At 71.4% G+C, this 18,280-nt stretch carries 13 protein-coding genes; 5 read left to right on the top strand and 8 right to left on the bottom strand.

Translation table 11 applies throughout. The features are described 5' to 3' along the window. Positions 1-48 precede the first annotated feature (48 nt). The 3 genes from NFT33_RS03945 to NFT33_RS03955 all read right to left on the bottom strand — a co-directional run bounded on the left by NFT33_RS03945 (position 49) and on the right by NFT33_RS03955 (position 2,845). Positions 49-480 carry a GFA family protein gene (locus NFT33_RS03945; protein ID WP_251673318.1) on the bottom strand — a complete coding sequence of 144 codons (432 nt, stop codon included), beginning with the start codon at positions 478-480 and terminating at the stop codon, positions 49-51. 113 nt (positions 481-593) lie between these two features. Next, complete coding sequence (locus NFT33_RS03950; protein ID WP_251673320.1) at positions 594-1,394, bottom strand: DUF2971 domain-containing protein; 801 nt, start codon at positions 1,392-1,394, stop codon at positions 594-596. After that, positions 1,391-2,845, bottom strand: a complete 1,455-nt coding sequence (locus NFT33_RS03955; protein ID WP_251673322.1) for an 8-oxoguanine deaminase — start codon at positions 2,843-2,845, stop codon at positions 1,391-1,393. The genes NFT33_RS03950 and NFT33_RS03955 overlap by 4 nt, the downstream gene beginning before the upstream one ends. A gap of 113 nt (positions 2,846-2,958) precedes the next feature. Between NFT33_RS03955 and NFT33_RS03960 the strand changes: the two genes are divergently transcribed. The 4 genes from NFT33_RS03960 (at position 2,959) to NFT33_RS03975 (ending at position 10,079) form a co-directional block, all read left to right on the top strand. Then, positions 2,959-4,536 carry a pyridoxal phosphate-dependent decarboxylase family protein gene (locus NFT33_RS03960; RefSeq protein WP_251673324.1) on the top strand — a complete coding sequence of 526 codons (1,578 nt, stop codon included), beginning with the start codon at positions 2,959-2,961 and terminating at the stop codon, positions 4,534-4,536. Positions 4,537-4,538: 2 nt separating this feature from the next. After that, the gene (locus NFT33_RS03965) at positions 4,539-5,762 is read left to right on the top strand and encodes an ATP-grasp domain-containing protein (protein WP_251673326.1); all 1,224 of its coding nucleotides are present in this window, start codon (positions 4,539-4,541) and stop codon (positions 5,760-5,762) included. Beyond that, positions 5,759-7,375, top strand: a complete 1,617-nt coding sequence (locus NFT33_RS03970) for a hypothetical protein (protein ID WP_220786303.1) — start codon at positions 5,759-5,761, stop codon at positions 7,373-7,375. Before NFT33_RS03965 ends, NFT33_RS03970 begins: the two co-directional genes overlap by 4 nt. Before the next feature lie 124 nt (positions 7,376-7,499). Next, positions 7,500-10,079 (top strand): GspE/PulE family protein, encoded by a 2,580-nt coding sequence (locus NFT33_RS03975; protein ID WP_251673328.1) that lies wholly within the window; start codon positions 7,500-7,502, stop codon positions 10,077-10,079. A gap of 16 nt (positions 10,080-10,095) precedes the next feature. Here the strand turns inward: NFT33_RS03975 and NFT33_RS03980 are convergent, their stop codons facing one another. From NFT33_RS03980 to NFT33_RS03990, 3 genes are all read right to left on the bottom strand, one after another. Next, positions 10,096-11,058, bottom strand: coding sequence for an IS110 family RNA-guided transposase (locus NFT33_RS03980; RefSeq protein WP_251673330.1), 963 nt, complete (start codon positions 11,056-11,058; stop codon positions 10,096-10,098). A gap of 257 nt (positions 11,059-11,315) precedes the next feature. Then, complete coding sequence (gene mutL, locus NFT33_RS03985) at positions 11,316-13,295, bottom strand: DNA mismatch repair endonuclease MutL (protein ID WP_251673332.1); 1,980 nt, start codon at positions 13,293-13,295, stop codon at positions 11,316-11,318. A gap of 25 nt (positions 13,296-13,320) precedes the next feature. Further along, positions 13,321-14,442, bottom strand: coding sequence for an ABC transporter substrate-binding protein (locus tag NFT33_RS03990; RefSeq protein ID WP_251673334.1), 1,122 nt, complete (start codon positions 14,440-14,442; stop codon positions 13,321-13,323). Between the two features lie 145 nt (positions 14,443-14,587). On the opposite strand from NFT33_RS03990, the gene NFT33_RS03995 reads away from it, so the two are divergent. Beyond that, positions 14,588-15,241 (top strand): DedA family protein, encoded by a 654-nt coding sequence (locus NFT33_RS03995; protein WP_220786307.1) that lies wholly within the window; start codon positions 14,588-14,590, stop codon positions 15,239-15,241. 4 nt (positions 15,242-15,245) lie between these two features. Here NFT33_RS03995 and NFT33_RS04000 read toward each other — a convergent pair whose 3' ends face one another. Together NFT33_RS04000 and NFT33_RS04005 are read right to left on the bottom strand one after the other, a co-directional pair. Beyond that, on the bottom strand, positions 15,246-16,679 hold the full coding sequence (locus tag NFT33_RS04000; protein ID WP_251673336.1) for an alpha/beta fold hydrolase: 1,434 nt from the start codon (positions 16,677-16,679) through the stop codon (positions 15,246-15,248). An 81-nt stretch (positions 16,680-16,760) separates the two neighbouring features. Further along, complete coding sequence (locus NFT33_RS04005) at positions 16,761-18,263, bottom strand: N-acetylmuramoyl-L-alanine amidase (protein ID WP_251673338.1); 1,503 nt, start codon at positions 18,261-18,263, stop codon at positions 16,761-16,763. Between the last annotated feature and the right edge of the window lie 17 nt (positions 18,264-18,280).

Raw genomic sequence — 18,280 nt, forward strand, 5'->3', positions numbered from 1 at the left:
CTCCCAGGCCCTCTACCGCAACGCTCTTTGCCTTGATCTCGTGCTCAACTATGCGGGCGTCAGGGAGCAGTGAACGGCCCTGGGCTGCCGCTCCACCTGCTCCAGCGTCGGATCGAGACAGGCCCACGTCGGCGCGCTGCTCGTCCAGATGTTCATCGTCGGCTTGACGGACGAGGGATCGTCCAGCGTGCCCACGCGCACGACGGTGAACTGCGGGCGTGCGGACGAGTTGGCGAACAGCGACGAGCCGCAGGTCGGGCAGAACCGGCGCCGCATGGTGTTGCCGCTGTCGGCGGTGCTGGTGTATTCGCTGGTCGGGCCGTCGATGTCGAGGGCGGCGGTCGGCACCATGATGTTGACCGTGCCGTTGGCCGCCAGATGCTGGCAGTCGCGGCACCAGCAGATTCTGGTGGCAATCGGCTCAGCCGTGAGGCGGAAGCGGACGCCGCCGCAGAGGCATTTTCCGAGGCGGGTGGGCATTTAGTTTCTAGATAGTTGCAATTGACCGCTTGACTTGGGGGTCTACCGTAGCGGCGAAGCCGTGGAGGGAACCGACCAGGGTACCTTGTAAGCGGTCCTGCTCAACGGAATTTTTAGATCGCTGCACTGACTAACTCCTTCCACTCACTGTTTCCCGTCAGCGTAGAGCGGAAAATGTACTTGTTTAAACGGTCGCAATCAGGAATGGAGGAGATGGTTTCTCTAAGGCTTTTAACCATTGCTTTTGGAACCCATGGACTAAGGTGGATTTTGGCTATGCAATCGATAGAGATACTGATGTCCTTCGAGCGAAGCTCACGAGTTGAACTCTTGAATATTAGGCGAAATTCACATTCATCCGAGTAGCCGGAACTTTTAATGAAAGGAAGGTCATCTATTCGTGGCAATGTTGCTCGTAAATCGCTTAGCGTCTTGTACTCGACAAGCCCGTAGTCGAACCCCTTCGATTTGTCTATGTGCTTCAGAAGTTTATCTTTGTTAAATGTGATGCAGACACCACTTGCGTCTTTGGCGAAGACATGCCAGTGGTGGTACGTTTCAACTGTTTCTGTGAAGCAGAGGCCAAGAACGGTCTTTAGTTTTTTCTTTTCCTTGAAAACGGACATGCCGTGAGAGTCATTTTTGTCTTCCCAGTTATTTGGGTCGAGCAGAGTTATTTTCTGGCTGCGAAGGATATGCAATAGGGCACTGATATTTGTGTATCGGCGGAGGAGACTATCGCTAGTCATGTAATTCTCCGGCGCAACTTCCCGCTGAGATTGATTTTTTTCTTGAGTCTGCATTTTCTCTTTCGTATAAATAGCTAAAAATCTTGCTTTGCATGCGTAACCCGATACGCCGCCGCAAGGCCAGCCAGCATATAGAATTTTCCATTTCAGGTCTACGCTTGTCACCCCGCGACCAACCCCACCGCCAACCGATCATGCCGCTCCACCAGCGGCCCCAGATCCAGCGTCGTGAGCTGGCCTTCGCGCACCAGCACCCGCCCGCCGACGATGTTCCACGCCACCGACGGGCTCGCGCACAGCAGCAGCGCCGCCAGCGGGTCATGCACCGCGCCGCCGGCCATCGCCAGCCCTCCCGTGGGCCACAGCACCAGATCGGCCGCCATCCCCACCGACAGGTGCCCGATGTCATCCCGGCCGAGCACCTTCGCGCCGCCCCGCGTGGCGATCTCCAGCGCATCCCGCGCCGTCATCTCCGCCGGCCCGAGGTCGCAGCCGTAGCGCAGCACGCCGCCCGCGTCCATTTCCGGCGGCTGCATCGCCCGCCCGACCCGCGCCAGCAGCAGCGCCTGACGCGCCTCGTTCAGCAGGTGCGCCGCGTCATTGCTCGCGCTGCTGTCCACGCCCAGCCCGACCGGCACGCCCGCGTTCAGCATCCGCCGCACCGGCGCTATCCCTGAGGCCAGCCGCATGTTGCTGCACGGGCAGTGCGCGACCCCCGTGCCGGTCGCGGCGAAGCGGGCCAGGCCGTGCGCGTCGAGCTTGACGCAGTGCGCGTGCCACACGTCCTCGCCCAGCCAGCCCACGCTCTCCGCGTACTCCGTCGGCGTCATGCCGAACTTGAACTGGCTGTAGGCGAGGTCGTGGTCGTTCTCGGCGAGGTGGGTGTGCAGCCGCGCGCCGAGGCTGCGGGCCAGCGCCGCCGAGTCGCGCATCAGCTCCCGGCTGACCGAGAACGGCGAACACGGCGCCGCCACCACGCGCAGCCGGCTGTAGCGGCCGTTGTCGTTGTAGGTCTCGATCAGCCGCTGCGTGTCGGCCAGGATGGCCTCCTCGCGCTCGACCAGGTGGTCCGGCGGCAGCCCGCCCGCCGACTCGCCCACGCTCATGCTGCCCCGCGCCGCGTGGAAGCGCATGCCGACCTGCTGCGCTGCCTCGATCTGGTGGTCGAGCGTGACGCCGTTCGGGTAGATGTACAGATGGTCCGAACTCGTCGTGCAGCCCGACAGCAGCAGCTCGGCCATCGCCACCTGCGTCGAGACCTGCACCATCTCCGGCGTCAGCCCGGCCCAGATCGGGTAGAGCGTCTTCAGCCAGCCGAACAGCTCGGCGTTCTGCGCGGCAGGGACGGCGCGGGTGAGCGACTGGACCATGTGGTGGTGCGTGTTCACCAGCCCCGGCGTGACGACATGGCCGCGCGCGTCGATCAACTCGCCACAGGCGCGCACCTCGTCGAGGATCGGCGCCGGCACCTCGCCCGCCGCGTAGACCGCCGCGATCTGCTCGCCGCGGATCAGCAGGCTCGCGCCGCGCAGCTCGCGGCGGGTGTCGTCGAAGGTGGCGATCAGGTCGGCCTGATGGACCAGCAGCGGGCGGGGCAGGGCGGCGGGCATGCTCATGAAGCGATTGTCCAGCAAGCCCTGTGCCCTGCCGCGATCCGTCGTGGCGGGCCGACTTTCCCGTTCTCATCCTCCTAATGTTTTCCCGATCCGGCAAATAACCTCGTGTCACGATGACTGACACCGCCGCCGGTTCCCCGACCCTGCCGACCCTGCCGATCCAGCCGACTTCGCTGGATCCTGCCGATCCGGCTGCCTGGGAGGCTTTCCGCGCCCAGGCCCATCGCATGCTCGACGACATGATCGGCCACCTGCGCACGCTGCGCGAGCAGCCGGTCTGGCGGCCGATTCCCGCGGCGCTGCGCACGCGCTGGCGCGAGCCCCTGCCGGCGCGGCCGGTGCCGGTGGCCGAGCTGCACGAGCGCTTCCTGGCCGAGGTGCTGCCGCATGCGGTCGGCAACGCGCATCCGCGCTTCATGGGCTGGGTGCAGGGCGCCGGCACGCCCGAGGGCCTGCTGGCCGACATGCTCGCCGCCGGTCTGAACGCCAATGTCGGCGGGCGCGACCAGATGCCGCTCGAGGTCGAGCGCCAGGTGGTGCACTGGATGCGCGAGCTGTTCGACTTTCCCGACACCGCCTCCGGCCTGCTGGTGACCGGCTCCTCGACCGCCAACCTGATCGGCGTGCTGGTGGCGCGCACCCGCGCGCTGGGCGTCGACTCGCGCCGCGACGGGCTGGGCGCGGACGGCCTGAGGCTGGTGGCCTACACCAGCGCGGCCGCGCACGGCTGCGTCGCGCAGGCGATGGCGATCGCCGGGCTGGGCAGCGCGGCGCTGCGCCGGGTGCCGGTGGACGCCGACCACCGCATCGATGTCGCCGCGCTGCGCCGCATGCTGGCGGCGGACCGTGCCGCCGGCCTGCGGCCCTTCCTGGTGGTGGGCACCGCCGGCACGGTCGATGTCGGCGCGATCGACGATCTGGACGCGCTGGCCACGCTGTGCGCGGCCGAGCGGCTCTGGTTCCATGTCGACGGCGCCTTCGGCGCGCTGGCGCGGCTGTCGCCGGCGCTGGCGCCGCGCCTGGCCGGCATCGAGCGGGCCGACTCGCTGGCGCTGGACTTCCACAAGTGGGGCCAGGTGCCCTACGACGCCGGCTTCGTGCTGGTGCGCGAGCAGTCGGCGCAGCTGGCGGCCTTCGCCTCGCCGGCGGCCTATCTGGCGCGCCATCCGCGCGGGCTGGCGGCGGGTTCGCCCTGGCCCTGCGATCTCGGCCCCGACCTGTCGCGGGGCTTCCGGGCGCTGAAGGTCTGGTTCACCGTCATGGCCCACGGCCGCGAGCGCCTGGGCGCGGCGATCGAGGCCAATTGCCGCCTGGCGCGCCGGCTGGCCGAGCGGGTCGACGCCGACGCGCGGCTGCAGCGGCTCGCGCCGGTGGCGCTGAACATCGTCTGCCTGCGCTATGTCGGCGCGGCGCCGGACCTGGCCGACGGCCCGCCTCTCGACGAGGCCGCGCTCGACGCGCTCAACGCCGAGCTGGTCGCCGACCTGCACGAGAGCGGCGTGGCCGCACCGTCCACCACCACGATCGGCGGGCGCACCGCGGTGCGCGTCGCGCTGGTCAATCACCGCACCGTCGAGGCCGATCTCGACCTGCTGCTCGAGGCCCTGCATCACTTCGGACGACTGCGCCTGCGGCAGGCGCGGGTGTCCGGTTCAGGCCTGCCGATCCTTTCCGACGAAAGCTCCCGATGACCGTGACCGCTTCCCCGATCGCCACCCGCAAGCCGCTGCTGGGTCTGGCCACGCTGATGACGCAGGCCTTTCGCGGCACTGACCTGCGACCGCTGGCGCAGGCGCTGATCGATCGTGCCGCTGCCGATGAAGACGATGCCGAGGCGCTGATGGATCTCTCCACTGCGCTGTTCCTGCAGGGCCTGCGCGAGGTCGGTCTGGCCACCCAGGCGCAGGCGCTGCAGGTCAGCCGCCTGTACCGGCTGGCGGCGCCGTGCCCGCCGGCCCAGGGCCGGCCGCTGCGGCTGCTGGCGCTGATGATGCCCGGCGACCTGATGACGAACGCGCCGCTGCCCTTCCTGTGCGAGGGCAGCGACATCGAGCTGTCGATGCTCTACCTGCTGCCGGGCGAGCCGCTGCCCGAGACGCTGCCGCCGCATGATGTGGTGTGGACCGCGGTGTCGGAGTCGGCCGCGAGCCGCCCGCTGCTGTCGCGCCTGGAGGCGCAGCGCGCGCGCTGGGGCCTGCGGCAGGTCAACCGGCCGGGCGCCATCCTGCACACCTCGCGCGACGAGGCCTGGCAGATGCTGCACGATGTGCCGGGCCTGCTGATGCCGGCCACCGCGCTGCATGAGCGCGGCGTGCTGCAGGAGCTGGCCGAGGGCAGGCGCCCGCTGGGCACGCTGCTGCCCGATGCCGCCTGGCCGCTGATCATCCGCCCGCTCGACTCGCATGCCGGTCACGACCTGGAGAAGGTCGACACGCCGGCCGCGCTGGCGGGCTACCTGGCGGCGACCGCCGGCGAGGCCTTCTACCTGTCGAGCTTCATCGACTACCGCGGCGCCGACGGCCAGTTTCGCAAGTGCCGCGTCGTGCTGGTCGATGGCCAGGCCTTTGCCGGCCATCTGGGCGTGTCCTCGCACTGGATGGTGCATTACCTGAACGCCGGCATGACCGACTGCCCGCTCAAGCGCCAGCAGGAAGCCGATTTCATGACCGGCTTCGACACCGGCTTCGGCGCACGCCATGCGGAGGCGCTGAGCCGCATCGGTGCGCGCTTCGGTCTGGACTATCTGGTGATCGACTGCGCCGAGATGCCCGACGGCCGGCTGCTGGTCTTCGAGGTCGATCCGGGCGCGGTGGTGCACTCGATGGATCCGGAAGAGATGTTCCCGTACAAGCATCCGGCGATGCGGCGTGTCAGGCAGGCCTTCCGGGCCCTGCTGGCACGGCAGGCCGGCCGATGAGAGCGCAGATCGAGCACCGCGCCTCGTCCATCGTCCTGCGCACCCTGCTGTCCACCCGCTCGCATGCCGCCATGGCCACCGCCTCCACGCTGATCGACGACCCCGAGCTGGCCGAGGCGACCGCCTACTGGCTGACGCAGGGCGGCGACACGCGGCTGCAGCTCGATGCGCAGGGCCTGAACCTCTACGGCTGTCCGTCCCGGCCCGATCCGGGGCTGATCGCGCTGGGCTCGTCGACCGCGTCGGTGGTGTCGGCGCGCGGCTTCGAGGCGGCCTCGCGGCTGATGCTGCGCCTGGGCGCCGATCCGGGCTGCTGGCCGGGCGAGGTCGACCGGGTGCGCGCCGAGCTGCTGGCGCTCTCCGGCGCGGACCAGGTGCCCGGCACGCAGGTGGTGCTGTCGGCCTCCGGCACCGATCTGCACCTGATCGCCAGCCAGCTTCTGGCCGATGGCGACGAGGCTGCCGCGCCGCTGCAGGCGCTGATGGCCGATCCGGCCGAGACCGGCAGCGGCGTGCCCAAGGCGCTGGCCGCGCGCCATTTCAACACCCGCAGCGCCCAGGGCGCGACGGTGGTGCCCGGCCTGGCCCTGCCCGGCAGCGCGATGGAGGCGCCGCGCACCGTCGCGCTGCGCGAGATGGACGGCCGGCCCCGCTCGGTCGAGCAGATCGATGCGGACTTCACCGCCGAGGCCGAGCGCATCCTGCGCGCCGGCCGGCGCTGCCTGCTGGTGCTGGTCGATGTGTCCAAGACCGGGCTGGTGGCGCCGTCGCCGGCCTGCGCGCTGCGGCTGCGCCACCGCTGGGGCGAGCGGCTGGAGGTGCTGGTCGATGCCTGCCAGTTCCGGCTGGCGCCGGCCTCGGTGGCGGCCTGCCTGCGCCAGGACTTCGGCGTGGCGCTGACCGGCTCGAAGTTCCTGGGCGGGCCGGTCTTCAGCGCGGCGCTGCTGCTGCCGCCGGCGCTGGCGGCGCGGGCGCGGCGCCGGCCGCTGCGCTCGCTGCGGGCCTACAGCGCCCGCGGCGACTGGCCCCGGTCCTGGCCGGGCGCGCGCGAGCTGCCCGGCAGCCCCAACCCGGGCCTGCTGCTGCGCTGGGAGGCGGCGCTGGCCGAGCTGCGCCGGCTGCGCGAGGTGCCGGAGGCCGCGGTGTCCGGCTTCCTGCGCGAGTGGGGCGACGCGGTCTCGGAGCGGCTGACCGGCGATCCGGTCTTCGAGCCGCTGCCGGTCACCCCGCTGGCACGCTCGCGCGACTGGCGCACCCGCGGTGCCGACACCGCCTCCTGGGATCTGCAGCCGACGATCTTTCCCTTCCTGCTGCGCCGGCGCGAGGGACCGTCCTGGCGGCCGCTGCGTCCGGAGGAGATGGCCTGGCTGTACCGGCAGATGCGCGAGCCCCAGGCGGGCGAGCGTGTGCCGCTGCTGGCGCAGCTGCGCTTCCAGATCGGTCAGCCGGTGGTCTGCGGCGTGCGTGACGGTCAGGCGCTGACCGCGCTGCGCCTGTGCGTGGGCGCACGCGACATCTCGGCCGCCACCGCCGGCGCCCGCGGCACCGCCGAGGCGCTGACGCAGGCACGGCTGGCGCTGGACAAGCTGGCCTGGCTGATCTCCCGGCTCTGATCGCCGGGTGCGTGGTACGGACGCGGGCCGCAGCACCGCATTGGGGGCTCATTTCCGGCCTTCGCCCGCCGGACGACCTGCCTAGCATCGCGCCGAGAGCCTTGCCGCCCCTTCTGGAACGCCCATGTCCGACCTGTCCCAGCTTCCCTCCCAGCCCGCCCCCGAGGCGGGCGCTGCCTCGCTGCGGTCCGCGCTGGCCCCGGCCGCCCGGTCGCGCCGCGCGGCTGCCGCGCCCTTTGTCTGGCCGATGCCGCCGTTTGCCGCCTACCCGCCGGCCGAGCCGCAGCGCGAGCCGCTGACCGTCGAGATCGAGGGTCGCAGCGGCAACCTGATGAGCGGACTGCTGGTCGCGCTGGAGCCGGCCGCCGGCATCGCCCGGGTGCAGGTGCCGCCGGACCGGGTGTCGCTGCCGATGCGCTTCGACCAGATCCGTCGCATCACGCTGCAGGCGCCGATCCTGCCGCTGTCGCGCCGCGAAGGTCTGCCGGCGCCGGCCGAGCCGCTCAGCGAGGCGCAGGCGCAGGTGCTCGAGCATCATCCGGCCCAGCCCTTCACCGTGCATCTGGCCGGGGGCGGCAGCTTCGGCGGGGTCACGGTCGGGCATGTCGAGAACGAGGTCGGCCTGTTCCTGTTCATGCCGCTGGACGACCGGGGCGCCGTCCAGTGCAGTCTGCTGCCGCGTGCGGCCTATGACCGGGCGGTGCTGGGCGAGCGGCTCGGCGCGCTGCTGGTCGAGGAGGCCGCGGTCACGCCGGCGCAGGTCGAGCAGGCGATGCAGATCCAGAAGCGCTCGCGCGGGCAGAAGCTCGGCGAGATCCTGGTCGCGCGCCAGATCGTCACGCCCGACCAGCTGCTGGCCGCGCTCGACAAGCAGGCGCGCATGCCGATGGTGCGCCTGGGCGAGGCACTGGTGGCGCTGGGCTATCTGCGCGAGGAGCAGCTCCACGAGGTGCTCGGCCAGCAGGTCAGCGAGCGGGTGCAGCCGCTCGGCGAGGTGCTGCTCGAGCGCGACTGGGTCACGCCGCAGCAGCTGCGGGTGGCGATGGCGCGCAAGATGGGTTATCCGGTCGTCAACCTGACGACTTTCCATCCGCAGAACGAGGCCCTGGCGCGGCTGCCGCTGGAGACGGCCCGGGTGCTGGAGGTGCTGCCGCTGGTGCACCGTGCCGGCCGGCTGGTGGTGGCGATGCAGGACGTGTCGCGCCAGGCGGTGCTCGAGCAGCTCGCCGAGCTCAGCGGCTGCGCGATCGCGCCGGCGCTGGCCGGCGCGGGCGACCTGAAGGCGGCGATCGAGCGCGCCTATGCCGATCTGCCGGTGCCGGTCGATCCGGAAGCGGCCGACACGCCGGTCGCCACTGCCGCAGCCACCCCGGCGTCGACCGGGTCGACGCCCGCATCGGCCGACAGCGCCCGATCGGCGGGTGAACCTCGCGAGGCGGAGGGCCACCGTGGCGGCCGTGACCATCCGGTGCAGCAGCTGCTGGTCACGCTGGTGGCCGATGCGATGGGCAAGGGCGCCAGCGCCATCCACATCGAGAACCATCCGAGCGAGGACAAGCTGTGGGTGCGGCTGCGCCGTGACGGCCGCATGGAGCCGCACACCGAGCTGCCCGGACGCTGGCGCACCGGGCTGATGGCGCGCATCAAGTCGCTGGCCGAGCTGGATGTGGCCGAGCATCGCCGGCCGCAGTCGGGCCGGCTGGCCTTCGCGCGGCTGATGCCGCAGCACCGCATCGAGCTGCGGGTGACCACGCTGCCGACCCACGGCGGCATGGAAGACATCGTCATCGGCCTGCCGACCCGGCTCAAGGCGCTGAAGTTCGAGGCCCTGGGCCTGAGCGCGCCCGACCATGAGCGCCTGGGCGCGCTGCTGGAGCGTCCGGGCGGCGGCCTGATCCTGGGGGTCGGTCCGGCCGGCTCCGGGCGCACCACCACGCTGCTGGCCGAGCTGAGCCGGCTCAACCAGCCCGAGCGCAAGATCGTCTCTCTGGGCGAACGCCTGGAGGCGACGCTGCCGGGCGTGCGTCAGATCGAGGTCGATGCCCGCTCCGGCCGGCCGATGGCCGCCGCGCTGCAGGCGGTGCTGCAGGCCGATGCCGACGTGATCGCGATCGACGGTCTGCGCGATGTCGACAGCGCGCAGCTCGCGCTGGAGGCGGCGGCCGCCGGCCGGCTGGTGCTGGCCACCACCACCGGCCGCAACACCGCCGAGGCGGTGCAGCGCCTGCTCGACCTGGGTGTCGACCGCTGGCTGCTGGGCGACACGCTGCAGGCGGTGCATGCGCAGCGCCTGATGCGCCGGCTCTGCAGCAGCTGCCGCATGAGCCGCTCCGCACGCGAGCCCGAGATCGCCGAATGGATCGAGGGCCATTTCCACGGCGGCCATGTCGAGGCGGCCGACGAGGCGCGCGAGCAGCTGCGTGCCGACTGGCTGGCCCGCCACGGCCGCGACGGCAAGCTGCGCCGCTACCACAGCGCCGGCTGCGAGCGCTGCCGCGGTACCGGGCTGCGCGGGCGTGCGGTCGCGCATGAGCTGATGTTCGTCAGCCGCGAGCTGCGCCGCATGATCCGCGCCGGTGCGCCGGCCTGGAACCTGCACCGCCAGGCCCTGCAGGAAGGCCTGCGCACGCTGCGCCAGGATGCGGTCGAGAAGATGCTCTCCGGCCTGGTCAGCCTCGACGAGGTCCGCACCGTCAGCGACTGAGTAACCGTCTTTCGAGTCAAGCGCCGTGAAGCGATGTGTCCCAAGGCTTGTTGGTTTTGACCATGGCGTTGAGCATGGTCACGAGCTTGCGCATGCAGGCCACCAGCGCCACCTTGGGCATCTTGCCAGCGGCCTTGAGGCGGTCGTAGAAGGCCTTGATGGCGGGGTTGTGGCGTGCGGCAGTCAGCGTGGCCATGTAGAGCACGCGGCGAATCTCGAAGCGTCCGCCGACCACCCGTCTTCGGCCTTTGGAGTTTCCCGAATCGTTGGCCATGGGTGCCACGCCGACCAGGGCTGCGACCTCGCGTCGATTGAGCTTGCCCAACTCGGGCAACTCAGCGATCAGGGTGGCGCTGGCCACCGGACCGACGCCTTTGGCCGAGCGCAGCAGCTTGTCCAACTCGATGTAGTGCGCCTGGACGTGTTCGACCATCTGGGCCTCGACGTCGTCGAGCTGCTTGCGGATGGCCTCGATCATGGCTTCGATGCCTGGGCGCACCGCCGCGATGGCCAACTGCAGGCGCTGGCGCTCGGACACCAGCATGGTCAGCAACTGGCGCCTGCGCGTGACCAGGGCGGCCAGAACCTGCTGATCGGGATCGGTCAGCGGGCGCAGCAGCTTGGCGAGGTCATCACGGCGCACCAGCACGCTGGCGAACTCGGCGAGCATGCGCGCGTCGATGGCGTCGGTCTTGGCCAGGCGGCCCATGGACTTGGCGAAGTCACGCGCCTGGCGTGGGTTGACCACCGCCACGGGCAAACCCGCCGCCTGCAGCGCGCAGGCCAGCGCAGCCTCGTAGCCGCCGGTGGCCTCCATCACCACCAGCGCCACACCCAGCGGCTGCAGCGCCGCGGCCAACGCCGAATGCCCATCGGCATCGTTGTCAAAACGTCGGGCGCCGAACTGCGCGCCCAACACCGCGACATCGACGTGCGCCTTGGCCACGTCGATGCCCACCACCACTGAGGAAGCAGACATGGTCAACAGATCCCTTGCTTGTGCATGCGCTCTCGGCCAGGCCGGTGCGCGTAACCGTTCGGGCTTCGGGTTGACCAGCGCGGTGATCGTGCGCCATCGACTCAGTCACGGGCTTCAACGCCCAAGCCGTCACCAGGCTGCACGGTCCGGTCTGGCCGCCTCAACGGCGTTCAGACTCTACCGCGCTGGTCTGGTCTGAAACATACAAGCGACTGAGGTCCGAAATCCGCAGGCGTGCTCCCGCGCGCGGCGGGCCTTCAGCGCCCGCGCAGGAACAGCGTGTCGAGTTCGCGCAGCGTGACCTGGCGCCAGGTCGGCCGGCCGTGGTTGCACAGGTCGGCGCGCTCGGTGCGCTCCATGTCGCGCAGCAGCGCGTTCATTTCCTCGACGGTGAGCCGGCGGCTGGCGCGCACCGCGCCGTGGCAGGCCATCGTCGCCAGCAGCTCGTCGCGGGCGCGCTGCACCAGCGTGCTGGCCTCGTGCTCGGCCAGGTCGGCCAGCACCGAGCGCGCCAGCGCGGCGGCGTCCGCCCCCTGCAGCGCCGCCGGCACCGCCCGCACCGCCAGCACGCCCGGCGACAGTGGCGCGACATCCAGACCGAGCTGCTGCAGCGTGTCGGCATGGGTTTCCGCGGCTGCCACCTCGGCCGGCGTGGCCGCGAAGGTGACCGGAATCAGCAGCGGCTGCGAGGCCAGCGCCTGCGCTTCACCGTCGCCGTGCGTCTCGGCCACCGCACGCTTGAGCCGTTCGTAGACGATGCGCTCATGCGCGGCGTGCATGTCGACGACGATCAGGCCGTGGCGGTTCTCCGCCAGCACATAGACGCCGCCGAGCTGCGCCAGCGCGCGCCCCAGCGGCCAGTCGCCGTCGGCGGGTTCCGGCGCGGGCGCCGGGGCGGCCACCCGGTCCGGCACGGGGGACGACACGGGCGCGGTGGCGGTTGCCGCCTCCTTGGCCGGCGCGGGCGCGGGTGCGGGCGCCGGTGCGGCCGGCCGCCACGGCGCCGGCAGCTCGCGGGCATGCAGCCGTGCGGCCTGCTCGAGCAGCAGCCGGCCCTGCACCGGCGCCGGGGCGCGCCAGGCTGGCACCGGGCGAGGCGTGTTTGCAAGGGCCGGCTCGGCGCGGGGTGCTGGCGCAGGAGCCGGCTCGGACGTCGCCATCGGGGCCGGCGGCGGTGTCTCTGCGGCCGTGCCGGCCCCGGCCGGCGCGGTGCAGGTGCGCGATGGCGCCAGCGCCGCCTCGACCGCGCGGCGCACCGCCTGGTGCACCTCGCGCGAATCGCGGAAGCGCACCTCGGTCTTGGTCGGATGCACGTTCACGTCCACCCGCTCCGGCGCGATCTCCAGGAACAGCACATAGCTGGGCTGGCGGCTGCCGTGCAGCACATCCTCGTAGGCGGCGCGCACGCCGTGCGCCAGCAGCCGGTCGCGCACATGGCGGCCGTTGACGTAGACGTACTGCAGGTCGGCGCGGGCCCGCGCGGTCTCCGGCAGGCCGGCGCGGCCGTGCACCGACAGCGGCCCGAGCTGCAGCGCCACCTCGCGGCTGTCGCGCGCGAAGGCCTCGCCGAGCACATCGCGCAGGCGCTGCTGCACGTCGCCCGGGCGCCACTGCTCGACCAGCCGGCCCTCGTGCCAGACCTCGAAGCCGACCTCGGGTCGCGCCAGCGCATGGCGGCGCACCGCCTCCAGGCAGTGCGCCAGCTCGGTGGCGTCGGACTTCAGGAACTTGCGCCGCGCCGGCGTCGAGAAGAACAGCTCGCGCACCTCCACCGTCGTGCCGACGGCGCGCGCGGCCGGCTGCAGCTCGCCGGTGCGGCCGTCGATGCGCTGCGCATGCGCGGCGTCCATCGTGCGGCTGGTGATCGACAGCTCGGCGATCGAGCCGATTGCCGCCAGCGCCTCGCCGCGGAAGCCCATCGTCATCACCTGCTCGAGATCGTGCAGCGAGCCGATCTTGCTGGTGGCATGGCGGCGCAGCGCCAGCGGCAGCTCGGCCGCGGCGATGCCCTGGCCGTCGTCCTCGATGACGATCGAGCGCACGCCGCCGGCGATCAGCCGCACCGCGATGCGGGTGGCGCCGGCATCCAGCGCGTTGTCGACCAGCTCGCGCACCACCGAGGCCGGGCGCTCGACCACCTCGCCGGCGGCGATCTGGCTGATCAGCTCGTCGGGCAGCTCGCGGATCGGGCGGCGGGAGGGCGGGGCCAGCGGGGCGGTCGTCGGGGGCAGGGTCATGCCCCGGATTGTAGGAAGGCGCGGTTCAGCCCAGGTACCGGCCGGATTCGCTGAGCTGGACCAGATCGACGAAGCGCGAGCCGCCCAGATCCTGGCGGCTGAAGTCGACCGCCATGCCGGCGACGAAGAGCTGCATCACCCGCAGCGTCGCGGTCAGGCGCGGGCGCTGCAGCTGCCCGCCGCAGCGGCGCAGCGCCTCGATCAGCACCTGTGCGTCGATCCAGCCGGCCAGGCTGGCGTAGCCGATCTCCACCCCGGCGGCGCGCGCCTGCTGGCGGTAGATCTCCATCTGCCGGTCGGTCTCCCGCCAGGGATTGGGCGTGACCTGGGTGATCGCCAGCCCGCGCGCCTGCGGGCCGATGCGGCGCAGCGCCTCGTCGTCGCCGACGATCGACAGGCCGAAGAAGGCCGGATGGCGCTTCAGTCCGGCCGCCGTGGCCATCATGGCCGCGGCCTGGCTGCCGGGCACGAACAGCACCACCGCCTGGGGCGACAGCGCCATCAGCTTGCGCGAGGCCTCCTGCGCGGTCGCATCCTCGGCGGTCAGCGCGGCCGAACCCACCACCTGCAGCCGCTGCGCGGCCAGCGCATCGCCGATCAGCTTCAGCCCTTCCTGGCCGAAGGGCGAGGCGGTGTGCGCGATCGCCACCCGCTGCAGCCCGACGGTGGCCAGGTGGCGGGCCAGCACCTCGGCCTCCTGGGCATGGCCGGCGCGTGCGAAGAAGCCCACGCCCCGGCACAGCGAGCGCACCGAATCGGCCACGGCCACCGCACCGACCGCGGGCACGCCGTGCTCGCGCAGCAGTGGCTCCAGCGCGGCCAGGCTCTGGCTGCCGGCACAGCCGAACAGCGCCAGGGCCTGCTGCTCGACGATCAGCGCGCGTGCCAGCGCCAGCGCGCGCACCGGATCGCCGCCATCATCCAGATCTGCCCAGCGGATCGGCCGCCCGCCGATGCCGCCGGCCGCGTTGGCGGCCTCGAAGGCCAGGTTCGCGCCGGCCGCATGTGCGCGTGCCATCGCCGCCACCGGCCCCTGCCGGGGTGCGGTGCGGCCGATCAGGATCGGGGGGGCCGCCGCCTGCGCATGAGGCAGCAGCAGGCCCAGCGGCGCGGCAGCGCCCGCCAGGACAAGACTTCTCCGGTGCATCGATTCTTGCTTTGCTGGGTGTCAACCCCGTGTTTCATGGGGGCGAGTGTGCCCAGCGCAAAAAGTCCTGTCCGCCGTGGAAATTCGTGGATCCGGACCAGCGTGACGTAATGCGCACAACACTCGGATGCTAATCTCGCCGTCCATGGACATGATTCCCTTCCTGATCGACTTCATCCTCCATGTGGACAAGCATCTGGCTGCATTCATCACGGCCTACGGGGCCTGGGTGTATGCGCTGCTGTTCGCGATCATCTTCGTGGAGACCGGCCTGGTGGTGATGCCTTTCCTGCCCGGCGATTCCCTGCTGTTCGTCGTCGGCGCGATGTGCGGCGCCGGGCTGATGAACCTGCCGCTGGCGATGGCGCTGCTGCTGGTCGCGGCGGTGCTGGGCGACCAGGTGAACTACTCGATCGGGCGCCACTTCGGCCCCAAGGTCTTCCAGTGGGAGAACTCGCGCTTCTTCAACAAGCGTGCCTTCATGCAGGCGCACGACTTCTACGAGCGCCACGGCGGCGTGACGATCATCATCGCGCGCTTCATGCCCTTCATCCGCACCTTCGCGCCCTTCGTGGCGGGCGTGGCCGAGATGACGCGTGCGAAGTTCGTGATGTTCAACGTCATCGGCGCGATGCTCTGGGTCATCGGCCTGACGCTGGCGGGCTACCTGTTCGGCAACCTGCCCTGGGTGCAGGCCAATCTGAGCAAGATCATCTGGGCGCTGATCATCATTCCGGGCCTGATCGCGATCTTCGGTGCCTGGAAGGCGCGTCGCAACGAGGCCCGCGCCGCGGCCTGAGCGCTCAGGGCCGGCGGATGCCGGCTGCCGGCGGCGGAAATTCCAGCGGCGATTGCGGGCCGCGCATCGGCACCCGCGTCTCCAGCGCGGCGGGCTGGTAGCTCGCCACGAAGCGGCAGCCCTGGGCCGGATTCCAGGTGGACGGCAGCGCACGACAGCGCTGCTCGAGCGCCGCGCCATCCGGCCGGGCGCCGCCGCCTGCCCAGTCCAGCAGCGCGTCGACCGCGCTGACATAGGCCGCATCCGACAGGTACTCGTGACCGGCATCGCGGGTGTAGGCCTGCGCGAGCCGCTCGGCCGCTCCGGCCTCGGTGACGGTGTCGCGGAAGCGGCTCTCCATCTCGACGAAGGCGACCGGGTCGTCGATGCCGTGCAGCGCCAGCGTCGGCAGCAGCAGCCGGCCGGTGGGGTCGCCGTCGCGGGCCAGTTCGGCGCGGGCGGCCAGATCGGCGCGCAGCCGTGGCACGCGCCGGTTCAGCGCCGCGTCGTCGTCGCTGCCGCTGTAGATCACGCCCTCGTTGGTGAAGGGGTTGCGCGCGCCGAGCTTGCGTACCGTCAGCTCGCGGAAATGCCAGGTCGCCCACTGCAGATGGCCGATCAGCGCGCTCTCGGGCAGGCGCAGCACGCGGGTGAGCGTGTCCAGGCGCTTCTGCTGCTCGGCGCTGCGCTCGGCGCGCGGGCGCTGCACGCCGGTGCAGTCGTCGACCCGCTGCGCGACATCGAGCCGGGTCAGCGTCGACTCCGGCGGCATGCCCATCCACAGCGGATAGACCGGTTCGTCCGGGCGCGGATGGTTGTTGCAGACCGCCTGGTAGACCGCGCGCAGGTCGACGCGCACGTCGTAGGCACGGGTGGCGCCGGCCAGCACGCCGTTGCTCAGCAGCACGCCGTCGTAGGGCTGCGGGCCCGGCGCGGTCTGGCCGGGGCGGATGTCGGGCGTGATGTAGCGCTCGGCCATGCGTGCGGCCACCGACGCGCCCCAGCTCTGGCCGTGCAGCACGGTGCGCCGCGGCGTGCCCAGCGCCTCGACCGCGATGCGGCGCAGCCGGTCGACATCCTCGCCGGCGGCCAGCACCTCGAAGCCGCCCTGGCGGTAGCTGGTGCCGGCCCAGGCGTGGCCGGCCTGCAGCATCACCTTCCAGCGCTGCAGGTCGCCGGTGACGCGGGCCAGCGTCGGCTCGCCCAGCGACGGGCCGCCGTGCGCATGCACCACCAGCACGCCGCTCCAGTCCTTCGGCACCGCGATCCAGTACCAGGCGCCGAGATGGTCGCGCCCCGACAGGCAGCGGGTGGCCTCGGGCAGGCCGGACGGGCAGATCCGCTCGCTGGGCGCGGCGGGCCGCTCGGGTGCGGCGGCACGGGCCATCGGCAGCGACAGGGACAACAGCGCCGCCGCCGCAAGGGCGGTCAGCGCCGGACGAAAGAAGGGTGGGGCCATGCGGAAGCTCATGCGCGCAGATTACTGCACCTGCTGACGGCATCCGCATGACGGCGCCCGCTGAGGGGGCCCTCTGCCGGTTCAGAGCATGCGCACCCGCGCCAGCGGTGGATTGCGTGCGAAGTAGCGGGTGATGCCCACATACAGCGCCCGGACCAGCTGCGCCTGGTAGCCCGGATCGCGCAGCTTGTCCTCTTCCTCCGGGTTCGAGATGAAGGCGGTCTCCACCAGGATCGAGGGAATGTCGGGCGCCTTCAGCACCGCGAAGCCGGCCTGCTCGACCTGCTGCTTGTGCAGCCGACCGACCTGGCCGATGTGGCCGAGCACCTCGCGGCCGATGCGCAGGCTGTCCTGGATCTGCGCGGTGGTGCTCATGTCGAGCAGCGTGCGCATCACATGCGCATCCTTGCTGCGCACGTTGATGCCGCCGATCGCGTCGGCCGCGTTCTCGCGCTGGGCCATCAGCCGGGCGGTGGTGCTGGTGGCGCCGGAGTCCGACAGCGCGAACACCGACGCGCCACGGGCCTTCGGCGTGATGAAGGCGTCGGCATGGATCGAGACGAACAGGTCGGCCTGCACCCGCCGGGCCTTGCGCACCCGCTCCTGCAGCGGCACGAAATAGTCGCCGTCGCGGGTCAGCATCGCACGCATGCCCGGGCGGGCGTTGATGCGTTCCTGCAGCTGCCGGGCGATCGACAGCACGACATCCTTCTCGCGCAGGCCGGTCGGTCCGATCGCGCCGGGATCTTCCCCGCCATGGCCCGGATCGATCGCGACGATGACCAGCCGGTTGATGCCGCCGCGACCCGGCGGCACCGCCGGTGCGCCTTCCGCAGGCGCGGGGGCGGGCGAGGCGGCCACACGCGGCGGCTGGGGCGAGGCGGGCGGCGGCACCGTTGCGCCGTCCTGCGGCGCCACCGGGCGATCGACCCGGCCGATGAATTCGCCCAGCGCATCCTCGATGTCGGAAGCCGCCCGCTGCGAGGCCTCCGCGCTGTCGGCGCTGCTCGCGCTGCCGTTCATGCCGCTGGCGCCGATCGGCGTCTTCGCGACCGGTGCGCTCTCGCGCTCCTTGACCAGGGTCAGCAGCGGGTCGGGCGCCTTGCTCGGGTAGAGGTCGAAGACCAGCCGGTGGCGATAGGGCGAGATCGGCGCGAGCGTGAAGACCTGCGGTGCGACCTGGCGCTTCAGGTCGAAGACCATGCGCACCCGGCGCGGCTGGTTCTGGCCGATGCGCACGCCGGCGATCTGCGGGTCGTCGCTGCCGATCCGCGCCACCAGCTCGCGCAGCTGCGCGCTGAGTTCGAGCCCGTCGATGTCGATGACCAGCCGCGCCGGGCCTTCGGTGATGAAGTGCTGGGCCTCCAGCGCGACATCGGATTCGAGCGTGACCCGGGTGTAGTCGGCCGAGGGCCAGACCCGCACCGCCACCAGCGTCGCGCCGAAGGCCAGGTCGCCGGCGCCCAGCGTCAGCACCAGCGCGCCGGCCTGGCGCAGCCAGCGGCGGCGGTCGCTGGCCGTCTCCTCGGGGGCGTCGGTGCTGCTGAGGGTTTCTTCCTGGGGGGCATGGAACGGGGTGGTCATGATCGGGTCCTCCTCGC

Source organism: Sphaerotilus sp. FB-3, from assembly GCF_023706025.1.
Taxonomy (GTDB): domain Bacteria; phylum Pseudomonadota; class Gammaproteobacteria; order Burkholderiales; family Burkholderiaceae_C; genus Sphaerotilus; species Sphaerotilus sulfidivorans.

Bases quoted from the DNA above. Each gene is read 5' to 3' on its own strand.
- NFT33_RS03945 (WP_251673318.1), bottom strand. From the start codon at position 480: ATGCCCACCCGCCTCGGAAAATGCCTCTGCGGCGGCGTCCGCTTCCGC.
- NFT33_RS03955 (WP_251673322.1), bottom strand. From the start codon at position 2,845: ATGAGCATGCCCGCCGCCCTGCCCCGCCCGCTGCTGGTCCATCAGGCC.
- NFT33_RS03960 (WP_251673324.1), top strand. From the start codon at position 2,959: ATGACTGACACCGCCGCCGGTTCCCCGACCCTGCCGACCCTGCCGATC.
- NFT33_RS03970 (WP_220786303.1), top strand. From the start codon at position 5,759: ATGAGAGCGCAGATCGAGCACCGCGCCTCGTCCATCGTCCTGCGCACC.
- NFT33_RS03975 (WP_251673328.1), top strand. From the start codon at position 7,500: ATGTCCGACCTGTCCCAGCTTCCCTCCCAGCCCGCCCCCGAGGCGGGC.
- NFT33_RS03980 (WP_251673330.1), bottom strand. From the start codon at position 11,058: ATGTCTGCTTCCTCAGTGGTGGTGGGCATCGACGTGGCCAAGGCGCAC.
- mutL (WP_251673332.1), bottom strand. From the start codon at position 13,295: ATGACCCTGCCCCCGACGACCGCCCCGCTGGCCCCGCCCTCCCGCCGC.
- NFT33_RS03990 (WP_251673334.1), bottom strand. From the start codon at position 14,442: ATGCACCGGAGAAGTCTTGTCCTGGCGGGCGCTGCCGCGCCGCTGGGC.
- NFT33_RS03995 (WP_220786307.1), top strand. From the start codon at position 14,588: ATGGACATGATTCCCTTCCTGATCGACTTCATCCTCCATGTGGACAAG.
- NFT33_RS04000 (WP_251673336.1), bottom strand. From the start codon at position 16,679: ATGGCCCCACCCTTCTTTCGTCCGGCGCTGACCGCCCTTGCGGCGGCG.
- NFT33_RS04005 (WP_251673338.1), bottom strand. From the start codon at position 18,263: ATGACCACCCCGTTCCATGCCCCCCAGGAAGAAACCCTCAGCAGCACC.